21 protein-coding genes are annotated in these 15,236 nt (G+C 68.3%); 4 read left to right on the top strand and 17 right to left on the bottom strand.

The window, feature by feature from the left end; all coding sequences use genetic code 11:
- Position 1: 1 nt before the first annotated feature.
- The 15 genes from ABR737_RS01090 to ABR737_RS01020 form a co-directional block, all read right to left on the bottom strand.
- Positions 2-355, bottom strand: coding sequence for a hypothetical protein (locus ABR737_RS01090; RefSeq protein WP_350248252.1), 354 nt, complete (start codon positions 353-355; stop codon positions 2-4).
- Positions 356-436: 81 nt separating this feature from the next.
- Complete coding sequence (locus ABR737_RS01085; RefSeq protein WP_350248251.1) at positions 437-925, bottom strand: hypothetical protein; 489 nt, start codon at positions 923-925, stop codon at positions 437-439.
- A 76-nt stretch (positions 926-1,001) separates the two neighbouring features.
- Complete coding sequence (locus tag ABR737_RS01080) at positions 1,002-1,535, bottom strand: hypothetical protein (protein ID WP_350248250.1); 534 nt, start codon at positions 1,533-1,535, stop codon at positions 1,002-1,004.
- A gap of 3 nt (positions 1,536-1,538) precedes the next feature.
- The gene (locus tag ABR737_RS01075) at positions 1,539-2,102 is read right to left on the bottom strand and encodes a hypothetical protein (protein ID WP_350248249.1); all 564 of its coding nucleotides are present in this window, start codon (positions 2,100-2,102) and stop codon (positions 1,539-1,541) included.
- A gap of 1,350 nt (positions 2,103-3,452) precedes the next feature.
- The gene (locus tag ABR737_RS01070; RefSeq protein ID WP_350248248.1) at positions 3,453-4,586 is read right to left on the bottom strand and encodes a hypothetical protein; all 1,134 of its coding nucleotides are present in this window, start codon (positions 4,584-4,586) and stop codon (positions 3,453-3,455) included.
- A 16-nt stretch (positions 4,587-4,602) separates the two neighbouring features.
- Complete coding sequence (locus ABR737_RS01065; RefSeq protein WP_350248247.1) at positions 4,603-5,418, bottom strand: GntR family transcriptional regulator; 816 nt, start codon at positions 5,416-5,418, stop codon at positions 4,603-4,605.
- Positions 5,419-5,440: 22 nt separating this feature from the next.
- Positions 5,441-5,824 (bottom strand): hypothetical protein, encoded by a 384-nt coding sequence (locus tag ABR737_RS01060; RefSeq protein WP_350248246.1) that lies wholly within the window; start codon positions 5,822-5,824, stop codon positions 5,441-5,443.
- 52 nt (positions 5,825-5,876) lie between these two features.
- Positions 5,877-6,638 carry a VWA domain-containing protein gene (locus ABR737_RS01055; protein ID WP_350248245.1) on the bottom strand — a complete coding sequence of 254 codons (762 nt, stop codon included), beginning with the start codon at positions 6,636-6,638 and terminating at the stop codon, positions 5,877-5,879.
- Positions 6,639-6,699: 61 nt separating this feature from the next.
- Positions 6,700-6,918 carry a hypothetical protein gene (locus tag ABR737_RS01050; RefSeq protein ID WP_350248244.1) on the bottom strand — a complete coding sequence of 73 codons (219 nt, stop codon included), beginning with the start codon at positions 6,916-6,918 and terminating at the stop codon, positions 6,700-6,702.
- Positions 6,915-7,676, bottom strand: coding sequence for a DUF6884 domain-containing protein (locus ABR737_RS01045; protein ID WP_350248243.1), 762 nt, complete (start codon positions 7,674-7,676; stop codon positions 6,915-6,917). Before ABR737_RS01045 ends, ABR737_RS01050 begins: the two co-directional genes overlap by 4 nt.
- Positions 7,673-8,302, bottom strand: coding sequence for a hypothetical protein (locus ABR737_RS01040; protein WP_350248242.1), 630 nt, complete (start codon positions 8,300-8,302; stop codon positions 7,673-7,675). The genes ABR737_RS01045 and ABR737_RS01040 overlap by 4 nt, the downstream gene beginning before the upstream one ends.
- 236 nt (positions 8,303-8,538) lie before the next feature.
- Positions 8,539-9,045: a hypothetical protein gene (locus tag ABR737_RS01035; protein WP_350248241.1), complete on the bottom strand. Its 507-nt coding sequence runs from the start codon at positions 9,043-9,045 to the stop codon at positions 8,539-8,541.
- A 104-nt stretch (positions 9,046-9,149) separates the two neighbouring features.
- Positions 9,150-9,638, bottom strand: coding sequence for a hypothetical protein (locus ABR737_RS01030; protein WP_350248240.1), 489 nt, complete (start codon positions 9,636-9,638; stop codon positions 9,150-9,152).
- Positions 9,639-9,838: 200 nt separating this feature from the next.
- Positions 9,839-10,183: a hypothetical protein gene (locus ABR737_RS01025; protein ID WP_350248239.1), complete on the bottom strand. Its 345-nt coding sequence runs from the start codon at positions 10,181-10,183 to the stop codon at positions 9,839-9,841.
- 139 nt (positions 10,184-10,322) lie between these two features.
- Positions 10,323-10,526, bottom strand: coding sequence for a hypothetical protein (locus tag ABR737_RS01020; RefSeq protein WP_350248238.1), 204 nt, complete (start codon positions 10,524-10,526; stop codon positions 10,323-10,325).
- A 275-nt stretch (positions 10,527-10,801) separates the two neighbouring features.
- Between ABR737_RS01020 and ABR737_RS01015 the strand changes: the two genes are divergently transcribed.
- The 4 genes from ABR737_RS01015 (at position 10,802) to ABR737_RS01000 (ending at position 13,660) form a co-directional block, all read left to right on the top strand.
- A complete protein-coding gene (locus tag ABR737_RS01015; protein WP_350248237.1) occupies positions 10,802-11,122 on the top strand; it encodes a hypothetical protein in 321 nt (106 codons plus the stop codon).
- Between the two features lie 178 nt (positions 11,123-11,300).
- Positions 11,301-11,813 (top strand): hypothetical protein, encoded by a 513-nt coding sequence (locus tag ABR737_RS01010; RefSeq protein WP_350248236.1) that lies wholly within the window; start codon positions 11,301-11,303, stop codon positions 11,811-11,813.
- Between the two features lie 129 nt (positions 11,814-11,942).
- Entirely contained in the window at positions 11,943-12,794 is an 852-nt protein-coding gene (locus tag ABR737_RS01005; RefSeq protein ID WP_350248235.1) for a hypothetical protein, read from the top strand.
- Positions 12,791-13,660, top strand: coding sequence for a hypothetical protein (locus ABR737_RS01000; RefSeq protein WP_350248234.1), 870 nt, complete (start codon positions 12,791-12,793; stop codon positions 13,658-13,660). Before ABR737_RS01005 ends, ABR737_RS01000 begins: the two co-directional genes overlap by 4 nt.
- Before the next feature lie 130 nt (positions 13,661-13,790).
- Here the strand turns inward: ABR737_RS01000 and ABR737_RS00995 are convergent, their stop codons facing one another.
- Together ABR737_RS00995 and ABR737_RS00990 are read right to left on the bottom strand one after the other, a co-directional pair.
- Entirely contained in the window at positions 13,791-14,711 is a 921-nt protein-coding gene (locus ABR737_RS00995; RefSeq protein WP_350248233.1) for a hypothetical protein, read from the bottom strand.
- Positions 14,712-14,838: 127 nt separating this feature from the next.
- The gene (locus ABR737_RS00990; RefSeq protein ID WP_350248232.1) at positions 14,839-15,105 is read right to left on the bottom strand and encodes a hypothetical protein; all 267 of its coding nucleotides are present in this window, start codon (positions 15,103-15,105) and stop codon (positions 14,839-14,841) included.
- Between the last annotated feature and the right edge of the window lie 131 nt (positions 15,106-15,236).

Genomic DNA, 15,236 nt, shown 5'->3' with positions numbered 1-15,236 from the left:
CCTAAGACAGCTTCCGGCCATCGTGCCCGCCACGCCGCACTCGCGAAGGCCCGAAGGGGTGTCTGCAGCCGGGCCGTGGGTCCTGCAGATCGAATGCCGGCATCGCCTCGGGACTGGCCTCGACCGGCGGTGACTGGACGAAGCCGGGGGCCAGGCCGACGATCAGTGTGTCGCCACTCGGAGACGGCGTCGAGCTCGTCGCAGACAACTCCGGTGAGGTCGTCGGCCGGCCATTCGCAGGAGCCGAACCGGAGCAGAGCGCCGTCGCCGGCCCAGGCCAGTGGCTGATCAGGGCGGTACGCAGATCCTCGAGCATGTTCGTCGGGACCAGGGGCTGGCGGGACAGGTCGGTCATCGGGGTGCTCCTTTGCGAGGACGGGGTGGGGTGGGGCCGGGCGGCGGCTCGGAGCTGGACGCCGATACGCCGCGCATCTCCTCAACGGGGCAGAGCGACCGTCAGCACGTCGTTCCGCTGCGGAGCCTCGTCGTCGCTGATCTCAGTGAGGACCTCGGCGACGTCACTGCCGTCGAAATCGCAGTACGGCTCGGTGCGGCCGCCGAAGTGAAGCGCTCCCCAGTCGCTCCATTCATGGGACTCGTACTGGTCTGTGTACTGGAAGCTCACCGCGTCGGGCAGGGGCCTGTGACGCTCGGTGAACCACGCGACGAGTGCCTCACGCAGAGCGGTGAGAAGGTGGGGGAGGATCGGCCCGTGGGTGATGGGCACTCTGTCGCCGATGGGCTGGCCCTGGCGGTCGTGTCCGCAAGCGGGGCAGTGCTGTTCATTGCGGGGTCGGTCATGGAGGCCGCAGTTGGCGTTGCGGCACTGCCACAGCACGCCGGCCGTGTAGGCGATGTCGCGGATCACCGTTTCTTGCTCGCCGGTAGCGCAGTCGAGGAGTTCGTGGAGTTCGAGCGTCGGCATTGGCGCTCCTGTTCGTTCGGGGGTAGGGCGGGCGCGCCGGGGCCAGGCGGGCCCCGGCGCACGAACCGAGCGGCGGTCAGTCGGCGACGGTCGTCCAGGGGATCCGAGCGTCGTAGTGGTCGAGTGCTTCGCCGGGACGCAGGAAGCGGCCGGTGTCGATGAAGTGCTGGCGGGAGACGGACGATTCGGTGTCGTAGTCGCCGTAGCGGCCGAAGGCGGTGTCGCAGCCGCAGGTGCACGGCGGCATGCACTCGCCCTGCCCGGCGCGGGTGAGGTGGCAGCCGCCGCAGTCGACACCAGGATTTTCGAAGGCGCAGGCGCACACCCAGGGCTCGCAGCCCTGGCACAGCGGCCATTCCTCGTACGGGTTGAGTCCGAGCTCGGCGCCGCACTCGGCGCAGCGGCCCCAGATGAAGCCGAGGTCGTGGGCGGACTCGCTGATGATCTGGTAGAAGTCGGCGCCAGAGGCGTCTGGGAGGGCCAGAGCGTGGAGGGTGACCCGGGCCAGCAGGATCGGATTGGGGACGCGGGAGCGGGCGGCCGCCTTGTCGGCGGCCCACAACAGCACGCGAGCCGCCGAGTCGGTGAGGAAGACGAGGGGGTGGTTCATGGCTCAGCCCTCCAACTCGGGCAACTTGGCGGCCAGTTCGCAGACGATGCTCTCGGCGTCCCAGAGCACGGCCTGCTCGCGACGCAGGTCGTTGTAGTAGCCGCCGTCGGGGATTCCGGGATGGCTGTGCTGCGGGCCCGAGAGGAACACGACGTCCGGGTCCTCTTCGGGCTCGTCCCAGGAGCGCTGTTGCTCGTACCACTCGTGGAAGAAGGGAAGCGAGCCGAGGTTGCGGCGGGCGTCGGTGAGGTCGTCGCCGTTGACGACGAAGAGGTAGGGCGCCTCGCCGTCGTGGCGCTCGGGCCCGGCAAACGTGAGGGTGTGGGCACGGCCCGGCAGCGGGGAGCCGCAGAGCTCGGTCAACCGCTGCATCACGGTGATCAGCTGGCCGTACGCCTCGTCGTCCTGGTCCATCGCCGCCTCTTCGAACTCCTGGCGGTGTTCGTCGATGACCTCGCCGCCGGTATCGAGGTACGCGGCAAGCCGTGATTGATGGCGAGTGGTCATCTCGCGGAACTGGGCGATCAGCGGGTGGATTTCACCGATGAAGTCGATCGTTTCGGTCAAGCAGCACTCCTTACGATGGGGACACGACGGGCTGCGCGATGGGCAGCCGGGGCACGCTGAGGGCCTGCAGACGACCTGTGGACGTCAGGTACGGCCCGACGGCGGTTCGGGAGTCAGAACCACCCTTTGACACTTAAGATATTACCACAAGAATGGCTGTTTTACCAGGTCAGGAGGGGTGCTGAGTCGCCCTGCTGCCGCCGGTGGACGCTCCACGTCGACCGGCCGACATCTCGAGCAGCGCGTAACCGCGGAGACATACCCCGCTCGCCGTTTAGGCAGCAGGCCCCGACGAATAACAGCTCAGGGATCTGCCGGCCACGCACCCACACGTGCAGTGGCCGCGCCGCCCATGCCTCCCACAGCCTGCTACGTCAGGGATGTACCCGATGGGGGAGAGGGGAGGCGCGATCCCAGACAGCGAATGGGCCGGCACGGGCGGGGTGGAGGTGACCACGACGCCGCGGCCACCCCGGGCGAGAAGGGCCTCCACCATGAGCAGCGTCTGGACTACTCCATGGCCCTGAGGCGGGCCCCGTAGACCGAGGCCGGGCAGCGCTGCGCAGACAGCCAGCCTCCCGGGCCAAGGTTGTCGGCACTGAGCTCGCCGGCCGCGGCGTACGCTAAGACCATGACCGGACGTTTGCGCCGGTGCAGGTGCTGCCAGGAGCCGATCCGGGCGGGAGCCCGCCGGGATGCGGTCTACTGCGGCCCGACCTGCGCCGCACGTGCACGGCGCTCGCGCCGGTACTTCGCCGAGGGATGCGAAATCGGCTTCTACATGATCCTTCAGGGCCGCGATGCGATCGCCGTACGCTGCCCCGCCTGCGGCCGCCGCTTCCTCCTTGGCCGCGGCCACCGCCGCGACGCCGTTTTCTGCCGACCGGCATGCCGACAGGCGGCACACCGCGCACGACGGGCCGGCAAGCCCCTACGCACAAGCGTCACAAGCGACGGCGCCCGCCCACCCGCGCAGACGGGCCTCGGCTCGTCGACCAGCACATACGTGCCCAGGTAGTCCAGGTCGGCTCGCGCAACAGGCCGAGGCGATGACGGCGGTCATGCGCTCGACCGCGCCCGCCGTTGCTCCGCCCGGCTCCGCCCGGCAGTGGGAGGTCCCCGATCGGGCCGGCCGGTGTCGCAGCCCTGGGGCCAACGACGTCACCGACCGTACGGCCAGTGGCACGCACCGCCCGCTCGAAGCGGCCGAAAACGCACACTGCCCGCGACGCGCAACTCCGCGCGTCGCGGGCACCTGCCTTCCAGATCCGGGGCACAGCTTCAGCACGGACGCTGATGCGGGCCGGCACCGGCAGTCTCGCCGCGATTCCGTTTGCCGGCCGGCCGCGGTCAGGCGTCGTCGGAGGAAGCGCCTTCCGCGCTGCCGCCGGCGTCGTCTGCGTTCTTCGGCTCCGCCGGCAGCATCCGCTCCGAGCGCTTCCTGCGGGTCTTGTAGCCCCCAAGCGTCTCGAGGAACCAGTACGGGCGGTCCATCTCGTCCAGCCCGTCCGGTGCGGGGAACGACCGCTCCCCTGATTCCTGTACGCCGGGCGTCGCCCAGACCCTGAGGCTGTTCTCGGAGAGCCCAGTCACCTCCGAGGCGTGGTTGATGTAGTAGCGCCGGCGCCCTTGCGGACCGGGCTCGATGGTGGGGTGGACCGGCCTCCAGCGGCCCCGCTTCTTCTGCTGGATCCGCGCCTGGAGCTCCGGCACCAAATTCTCGTCCTCGTCCATGTAGCCGACGGCCTTGCAGTAGGCGACGAAGACGGCCCGCGGATACCGCGGCTGCTCGCGGTCGGCCTCGGGCACCGCCATCTTCATGGCCGCGGCCACGGCCTTGAGCGCCGACTCAGGCGTCGTGGGCCGCGCCCGGCCAGCTTTCGGAGCACGGTGCCACTTCTGCACGGTCTGGCGGAGGACGCCGAGTTCTTCCGCCATGTCGCTCAGGCTCATGCTGAACGTCTGGAGGAACCAGAACGGCCGGCCCGCCTCGTCCAGGCCGTCCGGTGCGGGGAAGGACAGTTCGGTCCTCTCGCACCGCGCGTACCGCTGGACGGTTTCGATCGGCAGGCCCGTAAATTCGGAGACGTGGTTGACGTAGTAGCGAAAGCGCTGCTCCGGCCCCGGCTCGATGGTCGGACTGACCGGAAGGTAGCGGCCCACCTTCACATGATCGATCTGCTCCGGGGGGACGACGTTGCCGGCGTCGTCCATGAATCCGACGGCCTGGTTGCCAACCTCGTCCATGTAGCCGACGGCCTTGCAGTAGGCGACGAAGACGTCCCGCGGATACTGCGGCTCCTTGGACTCGGCCTCGGGCACCGCGATCTGCATGGCCGCGGCGACGGCTTCGAGCGCGGAGAGGGGCGTGGAGGATCGTTCCGGGTCATCCGGGGCGGAACGATGCCATCCCTGTACGGCCTCGGAGGCGACGCCGAGCTCTTGCGCCATGTCGCTCAGGCTCATGAGTTCCTTGCTGATCACGGTGCCTTCCTGTCTTTCATTCGTGTGTCGGGGTTGAGATTACGCCAGTGGTGTCCCTCGCCGGGATCGTGCTGTCACCGGCACCCGTACGTGAGGTGTGGGCCACGACGGTCACGCCGCGGTGGCCGGCGACAAGCAGGCGTTGGTCCTTGAGACTGCCTACGGCCTGCTGCGCGCTGTAGATGCTGTATCCGTGCTGGTCGGCCAGCGCTCGCGCCGTGGGGAACTCGGAGCCGGCGGGGTAATCGCCGGACGATATGAGTTCCTTCAGCCGTTGCACCAACTGCCGGTAGGCCGCCGTGCCGAAGTGGCTGACCTCTACGGCGGCCGGCTGCGCGGGAGAGAGGTCGAGCCCGGGTAGTGGCTGGGTCGCCACGGGCGCCGTGGAGGTGACCACGATGCCGCGGCCGACCTTGGCGAGCAGCCCCTCGCCCATGAGGAGCTTCTGGGCGTTCTCCACGGTCTTGAGTCCGACGCCGTAAGTCGCGGCGAGCTCACGCTGTGGGGGCAGACGGTCCCCTGGGCTGAGCGGGCCGGCGAGGATCTGCTCGCGCAGCAACTCGGCGAACTGTACGTGGACTTTGCGGGTGTCCGGGCTGACTCGGGCTCCCGGGGCGGTCTCCTCCCCACGCCAGGGGCGCCCGTGGCGCAGGACCACCGCGTAGTGCGGCCGGCCGTCAGCGGCCTGGGCGTAGGTGTTATTTCGGGCTGCCGCCGTGGCCAGGGCTGCGTCGCGGTTGGGACGCTCCAGGACGTCGCCAGAGGCAGACAGCCACACGGCCCAGGGCTGTTCCGCAGGCCCGAGGAGGGCGTCGGCGCCAGGGGTGCGCACGGAGGGCGTCTGCAGCGGGCGGTTACACGAAGGTGAGGTCATGGCAGTTGCAGTTGTTTCTGGTGCAGGGAAGCCGGCCGTCGTCGGTGAGCTTCCGGGCGTGCGCGGAATCGGAGTCGCCGCAGGTGCACGTCGCTCCGTGCCCGCGGCCGGCCTCGCCGCGCCGGACGTCGCGTTCGGCGAGCGCGAGGCAGCGGTCTCGTTCGGCCTTGGCCTCGGCCAGCAACGCGTGAAGGCCCGCTTGATCAAGCGGGCCTCGCAGATCTGTGGTCTCGATCAGTGCCAGTGCCCGACCGACGGCCGGTTCGCGCTGGATGCGCTCGAGCAGCAGCTGCAGGCCGGAGACAAGCGTGCCGGCGCGCAGGGCCTCTTGTGCGTACGACGGTTCGGGGGTCGTGTCCGTCATGAAGGTGTCCTCCGTCCAGGGGCCGGCCGTGGAGGTCGGCCCCGCGGGTGGGTTAGCGCACGATTCCCTCGGCGCGGGCCTGTACCAGCCAGTCCCGGAATTCTCCGGTGAGGCTGTCGTAAAGATCCTCGTCGGCCACGTTATGAGGATCAGCTGCGTGGAAGTGGCTCGCATTGTCGACGGCTCGGTGGCCGAGCTCGTCCAGTTTGACCAAGAAGTCGATCTTCATTCCGTAGCCGACGAAGTTCCAGAACAACGGGTAGACCGAGGCCGCGCGCAGGGCCGCCTCGGCGGCGTCCCGGTTGGTGGGACCACCATCGGTCTGGAAGACCACCAGTGCGGGGATGCCCTGGGCGTGAGCCTCGGAGGCGAGGTGGTGCTTGACGACGTGGGCTATCGCCTTCGCGTAGTGCGTTCGCCCCATGGAGCCGAGCTCCTGGTGGACGTCCTGGATCCTGCCGGCGTAGTTGCCGAGATGGACCTCGGTGGTGCCGTCGACGCCGGTGGAGAAGAACACCACGGGGACGTTGCCGTCGTCATCGAGGCCACGGGCCAGCCCCAGCACCTGTTCGGCGAGATACTGGACGGAGCCGTTGGCATAGTGCTTTCGCATGGAACCGGACCGGTCCAGGACCAAGTAGACAGCGGCCCGCTGTCCGCTCAGTTCGTGCTTGCGCAGACTGACCTCAGCCTTCTTGGTGAGACCGATGACCGACGTCCGCCGCACCGGGACCGGCGGCGGGGCCGGAGTGGTAGCGGGGGATACGGGATGGGCGGACTGAAGGGCGGGGCGGGAGAACAGCTTGTTGAACATGGGTCTCGCTTTGCTCGGATCGGGCTGTGGCCCAAAGGACGGGGAAGCGCTGGGACGACGGCTACGCCGGCGCCTCCGGCCAGCTGACGCTGACGTGGGCATTACTGACGGCCTCATCGACCGCAGCGCGCAGGAGGGCGAACTCCTGCGGATCGGCCGGGACGTTGTCCGCGTAGAGGACGGTGTCCGCGACGGTCTCGGAGCTGATGTCGTCCACTGCGGCCGCCAGGATCTGGGTGGCCAGTTGGCGTACAGTCGCGGGTTCGGGCGTGTAGGTCATGTGATGGCTCCTGAGGACGAGATCGCCCTGGCGGGGCGCATGGTGTGAGAGTGACGGGTCGGGCCTGTGGATACGGTCCGGCCGCCCGTCGTCTCCCGGGCCTCTGCCGGCGGGCCGTACTGGGTGGCGAAGTAGGCCAGGTGGTCTCCGATGCCCCGCGCACCGGCCAGGGGGTGATGGAGATCTGTCCAGACGTGGCGGGCCAGCGCGGCGTAGCGGAGTCCTGCAAGGACGGTCACGCGGCAGCCGGTGACCGCCAGGTGGTGGGCCTGCTCGCGCAGGGCCTGGGGCCCGACGGTGCCGGGCTGCCCGGATGTCAGGTCGTAGGCGAGGATGTGATCGGACAGTCTGAGAAGCCCGAACTTTGCTGACAGGACGAGAAGTTGCTCTCTGCTGCCGATCACGGCCAAGGCGGCCTTGCGCGCGGCGAGGTGGTAGCTGCCGATATACATCTGCTCGGCGGCCGCCACGGCCTGGTCGCTCTTGCGGGAGGCGCACGGCACCACAATCAGCTGCGGTCGCGGTGTGGCTTCGGCCCGGCGCCTGCCCGCAGCTGTGATGCGGAACTGCGCTGCGATGCAGGGACGGTGGAGGTCCACGAGCTCGATGCCCGGGAGGGCCTCCACCAGGCCGCGATGTGCCAGTGCCTGCAGTTCCTGCCCGCGAATGGCTGCCGGCACATGGCCGGCGTGGTGCACCCGTGCCGAGGCCAGCGCGGCGCGCTGCAGCCAGCTCATACTGCCGGCAGGCGGGCTCACCGGTCCTCGTCGCGCTCTTGGACGATCAGCAGCGGCATCGGCAGGCCGTAGTGGTGGGCCAGGCCGTGGACCGCGTGGGGGCGGTCGCGGTACCCGCTCCCGACCTGGGTGCCCTGCGCGTCGGTGGCGAACAGGACAGAACGGGAGCCACAGTTGTCGAGGAGACCGACCAAGCCGCCTACCGTCTTGCGGTCGTACCCCTCGAAGCACACAGTGTCCGTGAACTTCCAGGGCGCGTCCGTGGGGTGGACACGGGCGATGGTCTGTGCGGTGGCCGACAGGGGGGCACGGGCCTGGACCGACTTGACCGTGCGGCGCAGACCGGTGAAGCCGGCGTCCTCCAGAGCCTCCTCGATCTGGTCGAGGGCGGCGTCCCACCGCCGGCGGCGACCGGGGCGGCGCGGTACGGCAAAGTTGTGGTCCTGCGTCCACTGCACCAGCACGTCACCTTGGTGCGGCCCGATCGAGAAGCCGTCGGGCGCAACGAGCTGGTTGTCGATGTCGGCGTAGTGGGTGCGGGTGGTGAGCACCGTCCGGGCCAGGCGTACGTCCCAGCGCTCTGCGTTCGGCCGGGGCACGTAAGCGGCCTCGGGCGCCGTGGCCTGGTGGGGCTGCGCCGATGGCATGGTGTGCTCTCCTTCCTTTGCGGTGGGTGGGCTGGGTGATCCAGCGCGGCGCGGAACTGCGCTGTAGAGGGGACACATCCCAAAAGGGATCCCTGTTGACAATTAAGATATTACCTTGACCGGTGTGGGGCGGCAACCGCTGTGCCGCATCGGGATCCTGTTGCGCGTGGGCACGCGGCCGAGTCGCTGTCGGCGAGCGCCCCGTAGTCAGGGACGCAGGCCGGTGCGGGACAGGGTCAGGATGCCGGAATGAGTTCTGCGAGGTACTGATCGGCCCACTGGGAGCAGGGCTGACAGGGGGTGTGGGTCCACGCCGGGGAGCCAAACGGGTTCTTCTCCCCGAAGCGGCACCCTCGTACGGTGCGGGCGAGAGCCCGGTAGAACGCGGGGACGGCTTCGTCGAGGCTGGACAGCAGTGGGAATTCCACCGCGGCCGGGCAGTCCCCGAACCCGAAAGAGTTGCCCTGCTGGGTCACGCGGACCGGGTGAGGGGACAGAGCCCACCCCTCGCCCATCGCCGGCACGCCGTCGATCGTGAGGACTCCGATCAGCGCGTTGACGCGCAGCGCCGCGGCAAGAGAGCGGTGATCGGCGGGCCGGAAGGGACGGCCGGAATAGTCCAAAGCCGGCTGGGTCTGCCCGGCCTCGATGTCGTCGGCTGTCTGGTCGAAGTCCGCGGCCCACTGCCATGCGGTACTCGGGGCCGGGACGTGTGGTTGAGGTATCTGGGTGTAGCGGGACAAGTTGCTCCTAGCGGTGAGTTGGGAACGGGCCCGGCAAGAGCGGTGGTATGCCCTGCCGCGGCCGGGAGAAGGCGACCGGGACGAGCGAGCCCTGGTCCAGCTGCTCAGTGCAGGGCAGGGACATGGACAGGCCCGCAGTCCTGTCCGGCGGTCGCGGTGATCAGGACGTCGTGGCAGATACGGCTGACGGCGAGGTGGTAAACGCTGACGCGAGGGCCTGGCCGGAAACTCTGGCACTCGCCCGAGCAACGCTCGCACAGCCCGATGGAGGTCTCCTTGAAGCACATCTGGCAGCGAATGTGGCGGTCGGTGCCCAGGAAGTGCCCCCGGTGGGGCCGGCGGGTCAGCCGGGTGCAGGTATGGCATGTGTACCAGCCGAGGTAGTTGAGTCCTGCCTCTGTCGCGTCGAAACGGCCGCTGGCAGTGGTCTTCGAGGCGAAGCCTCGCTCTGCGAGCGAGTCCAGGATGCGTTCGGTCTGTGAGGGTGTTCCGATCTGCCAACCACAACCCCGCTTCCAAGAGCCGGAGTTGAGCGCGGCGAGGTTGATCAACGCTCTTTGCTGGAGGGGGCCCAGGGGGCGCTGATGAATCACATGGGCTCCGGAGGGGTGGCACGGGAATTTACGGGAGCGATCTCCATTGCTCGTACGCGAGCGGTGAGGTTGGATGCTGCGACCGCCGGCCCAGCCCGCGCCTTGAGCGGCGAGCCGGGCGAGGCGGGCGGAGCTGGCGAGGCGCTCGCGGGGAGGGGCAGAAGGGCCCCGCCCAAGGGCGCGGGCGGGGCCCGGCTCTGTCACCAGCAGATGTCGATGAGGTAGTCACCGGCAGGGATGAGGTTGCGGCTGGCCAGGTCGCTCAGCAGGATCTCGGGTGTCGGCTCGCCGCCTTCGCCGGTCTGCCATGCCGCTATCTGCGCGAGGCTTTCCGGGCCCACGCCCGGTCGATGGACGATCTTGCCGGTGCCGTCCAGGGCGGTGTGGGTGAGGGCGACCTCGGCGATGTGCAGGGCGTCGTTGTCGTTGAACGTCTGCAGGGCGCTGACGACGTTGTATGGACGGTTGTACTGGGACTGGATGAACTGCTCAAGGTCAGCGGCGTCGACGCAGTTGTAGGAGTGGCGGGTGATGCCGAGCTGCATGAATGCCTCCCTGAAAGGACGTTGGAAGCGGGCGTAGGGCGGGCCTGGCCGGAGCCGAGGAAGCGTGCGGACGTCGCACCGTGGTCCTGCCGTGCCGGTGTCCCGGACCACTCCCGGTCCGGGACACCGGCACGGCAGGTCACCGGCACGAGGTGCAACAGCGATCGTCCGGGTAGCGCGGAGCGGGACGAAGATTCCGCAGCATCTGGCCAAGGCGAGACAGCTCGCCGTCGAGGGTGCTCTCGGCGCGGGAGTCGCCGTTGGCGCGGGCTTCGATGGCCTTCAGACGAACCTGCGCCATGCGGGCCTTGATGGATTCAAGGGGGTCGGTCTCGTTGGTCATTGGGCCCCTCCCATCCGGCGATCTCTGACAATTAAGATATTACATCAAGACGTAAACGATGTCAAAGTTAAGTTGTCGAGTAGCGAGCGCACTTTCACCTGCGGGCTTGAGGTCTCGCGATCTTCAATGTAATATCTTAATTGTCAACGCGGTGAGACCGGCCTCGCGGCCGCTGCCCTCTCCCGCTTCCAGGCGCCAGACACCCCTGCCGCCTCGCACTCATCCCGCCGGGCGCCTCTTCACTCCGCCAGCCCGGACTCGCCCAATGGAGACTTGTGAAAAAGAAGAAGTCCGCCCACACCACGCGGATCGACGGCCTGCACAAGGACGGAACCACCTGTCCGATGACCGGCCCCCACCAAGGCACCGGTCGGAACTCCGGACGCGCCTGCCACGCTCACGGCGGCCGCCGACTCCGGGTCGCCTGCACCTGCGGGGCCGACATCCCCGCCACCGACCGACTCGACGCCATCGTCACCAAGGCCGTTCACCAGGCCCTGCACATCCGCGGAGAGCTCACCTTTCGCTACACCGTCGACGACGGCGACGGCGAAGGCCCCAAGAGGATCCGCGAAGTGCAGACCCTGACTGCCTGACGCCGTGGACTGCCCGGGGCGGCCGCGCACGCGCCGCCCCGGCCCCACCACGCCGTGCCGTCCGCTGTCCACAGCACACCTCCCGCACCGTACGAAACGCCGCCGTCCACCCGGCCCACCGCGCGAGGGCTCCAGCACGCCCCGGCCAGGTTCCGCCAACTGAAGAGAGGTATCCACGATGACTTCCTCCGCCAACCGCATCGCCTTCGCCAGCGCGACCGCCGCAGCCGCCGTTCTCCTCACGGCATGCAGCGGTTCCACCCCGATCAAGCACGGCCTCGTGAAGGACAAGCGCGGCCACGCCGCCCGGCCCGACACGCCCATCTACAGCGACACCTACCGCCAGAGGAACTGCCGCAACGTGACCACCAATGCCGCCCCCATCTCGCTCGCCGTCAAGACGGCGTTGGGTGGTTCGCGCGGTGGCAGTTTCGGTGGTTCGCGCGGCGGCGGCAGCTTCGGCGGCTCCAGTGGCAGCCGAAGCAAGCCAAGCGGCCCCAAAATCCAGAAGAAGCCCGCCGCTCCCAAGACACGCAGGGTCTGTGACCGGGTGTTCGCCGGCCGGGTCCAGACCGACGTCGAGCACCACCCCGCGGTCTGGGAGCTCAAGCTCAAGGACGGGGACCGCATCGGCTGGAAGAAGGTCAGCAAGAAGCTCTGGAACAAGGTCCACATCGGCGACAAAATCTGACGGGCCCACCGGGCGGCAGTCGGCATCTCCCGACTGCCGCCCGGCGCCGTCCTCTATCCACAGGCAGGCCGCCGCATCGTCAATCAAGCGGCTGACCGCCGCCCAGTCAGCGGCGACCTGTGAGGGCCCATGCAGTACATCGTCACCATCTTGGCCAACCTGCTCCTCCTCGCCATCGCCGTCCGCACCTTCGGCATGTGGGCCAGAAGGGAGAGGGCCGGCATAGTGCCCCTGCTGTTCGCCTGCGTCCTCCTGGCGGGACTGGCGCTCTTCCCACAGCTCATCACCAACGCGCCCGGCGCGTACATAGACGCAATCACCGGAGACCACAGCACTCCCGCCACCCCTGGATCGCACCGGCCGCAGCCCGACGACGACGCGAGTGCCGCAGGCATCGATGTCCCATGGAGGACGCTCGCGATGTGTGCCGCCGGCGCTCTCATTCTGGCGAGCGTCATCGCCATCGCACTCGCCCTGCGGCAGGCGAGTCACCGCCGCGCCACGGATCGCAAGCGGCGGGCAGAGACCGAGGCTCGCCACGACCGCGTCCTGGACGCCTACGCGGCCTTCACCACGGACGTGCTGGCAGTCCTGGACCGTCCCGCTCTCGGCGATGTCACCGTCCCCGAAACCGAAAGGCTCATCCGCGCGCTCGAAGCAGCACGCGAAGCCCGCGCTGACTCCCGCAGCGACTACCGGACAGCACTCTGGGAGCTTGAAATCGCCTGGACATCGGCTGACCGGCACGCCCGCAAACAAGGCACAACGCTCCTGCCGCGGCATGAGCGTCGAGCGGTCGAGCAGGCCCGCCTGCTGCTGGCCACCGCCCTCGACGAGGACGGCAACAGCCACGAGCGCCAACTCGCCTACCATCGCGCCATGCGACTGATTGGGCACATCATCGACGTGCCCAAGGAAGCCGTAGCCGTCCTGTCAGAGCGCGCCTGCCTCAGCTTGCCGACCGGACCATCAACTCAATGACCCTGCCCGTACACGAAGGCGAGGAAGCAGCCTTGAGCTTCATCCAGTTCCAGGATCCCCACAGCACCGCGAAGCTTCGCCGCACCGAACGCCCCTGGATGCTCATCCTGGTCCACGACCTCGCGTCGGGTCTCCTCATGGGGAACCGTGCCTCAGGCGAGCGAGCCGGCCTGCTCTATGACCTACTCCCGGACGACCACTTTCTGCGCGATCTGCCCGCGCCGCGAGGCAGGCACACCCTCAACTGGCAGGCGCAGTACGCCCGCGCCACGTTCTCAGTCCTCGAAGACCCAATCGCCACCTACCGGAATCACGACCTTGACCCATTGACGCTGCTGCTCAACACCGCGCACTCGCTCGGCAGCGACCCGGTCAAACTCGCCGCCCGCCTGCATGGTCAGTGCGAGAGCAACTGCTGGGTCGACGGCCCCAACCGCCAGTGGCTCGCCCAGGTTGTGCAAGACGGCCTGGACACCGGGCTCTACCGACCCGGGCTCGGCTGGGAAGAAGCCAGGGATCTCCTGAGCAAGCGCGACGACAGCCCTGTTGTCGTCTCCACCAACGCAGCCTTCCCGTCCCCCTGGGGGCCGTGGGCCAACACCCACGCCGGCCCCGACGCCGATTCCGACGACATCCTCCAGGCATGGGAGGAACTGCCCACCGCCCAGCAGTGGAGCTACGGCCTGCAGGCCCTGCGCTCTCGCACCGAGGACAGGCTGGAGATCCGCCCGGACTGGGCGACCTACCGCTTCGGCCACACTCTCTCGTTCCTGGACCTCCTGGCCGAGGACCACGCCGCCCGCATGGACTGTGCCCTCGGCCTTGAGCAACACGCTGCCGGCGCTGCAACAGCCACCGCTTCCTGAGACCGCCGCCGGAAAAGCAAAAAGAGGGGTCCGACCTGCGCAGCAGGTCGGACCCCTCTTCGTGTTCTGGATCGCTGGTGCCCCGAACCGCCGGCAGCACGGCGTACGTGCCGATGCCATCGGGACCAGATCAATCCGCTTCTCGGGACAGCGGGCGTATCACGTCGGCGCCCGGTTCCGTGGACCGCATTGCGCTGTCGAAGGCTTCCGAGACGGCGGCAGTTTCCTCAGCCGCACGGCGCATCTCAGCGGACGCGCGGTCATGGCGAGCAGAGTTCGCCATGAGGTCGAGCACTGCTTGGTCCCTGGCAGCGATTTCCTGACGCTGTTGGCGCTCGGCATGCTTCCGGTCGGCTTCGACAGCCTCGTCGGCGTATGCCTCCAGTGCCAGGACCCTGTCCTTGATGGCGTCCAGGGCGAGGGCCAGCTTCCGACGCAGCTCCTGGAGCTGCTTCTCAGCCCTCTCGCTCTTGCCCTGAGTCGGCGCTTCTTTGACCATCCGGCTGTAGACCGCCAGGTCCGAGGCGATCTCCCACGCCTCGAAGGGAAAGCGCTGTTCATCGCGCTGATGGTCGATGAGCCCCTCGCGGTGCGCGGACGAGCGAGAGATCGTGTGCATCGCCGAGTGCGCCCGAGCCACCAGCTCACGTGTGGACTTGTCGAGGTCTTCGGGGACGACGTAGTGCTCGCGCGCGTCGCGAAGTTGACGCAAGTGAGCAATCCTGGCCTTCCGCTTCGCGACGGCGTGTGCCGACCAGTAGGCCATCGCGACCGCGACGCAACTGCAGACGGACGCCCCGTCCAGCCCGACGACGTGCCGTCCGAGGGGCAGGAACCAGCTCAAGGCAATGACGCCGAAGAGCGCCCTCTCCGTCCGGATGGGGGCGCACAGGCCCCACCAGGGACTTGGCTCTGAATCCGGTGCGGGGGCCAGCAGATCCTGGTGCCCGGAGTCCAGGATTGCTTTCTGAATGTGCTCCGGAAGGCCAGGGTCAATCACGACCCTTGGCATTGATCCCCGCATGGACGCAGCTGGCTTCTCCTCCGGCACGGGCGGATTCCTTTCGAATGACGGACCGCACCCGGTAGAAGCACGGCTCTTCTCGGGATCGGTCACTCACACAGCGGCGCACCAACTCTGCCTATCAAGGACCGGGCGCGAGGAAGCTGGAATGCCGCTACCTGCATTGATTGAGGGCGGCAAGTAACAGCAGAGCGAGGACGATCAGGACGAATTTTGCTGAAACGTATGGGGTGTCGATGCCCCTTCGCCGTGAGCGGTCGAAGGGGATGCGGACGATGTAGTCGTGGTCGGGGACGTCTCCGCCGTGGAACTCGTCGCGGTGCTGTTGCTGCTTTTCCTCAGCTGCGCCGAGGGAGCGGAAACGCTCACGTGAGGTGGTGCGGCAGTGGCCGCAGCGGTGGACGTAGCGAAACGGCAGCACGTCAGCTCCCTTGTGTATGGGGGTGGTTGGGTGCTGGACGTTACCGGTAGGTGGAAGGGTAGGTCACGGGTAGGCGTGGTAGGTGGCCGGTAGTACTTGCAGGTCACAGGCCCGGTAGGTGCGTTAGGTAG

Source organism: Streptomyces sp. Edi2 (assembly GCF_040253635.1).
Lineage (GTDB): Bacteria > Actinomycetota > Actinomycetes > Streptomycetales > Streptomycetaceae > Streptomyces.
The sequence above is the reverse complement of the archived record's forward strand: the minus strand, read 5'-3'. Positions and strand labels throughout refer to the sequence as shown.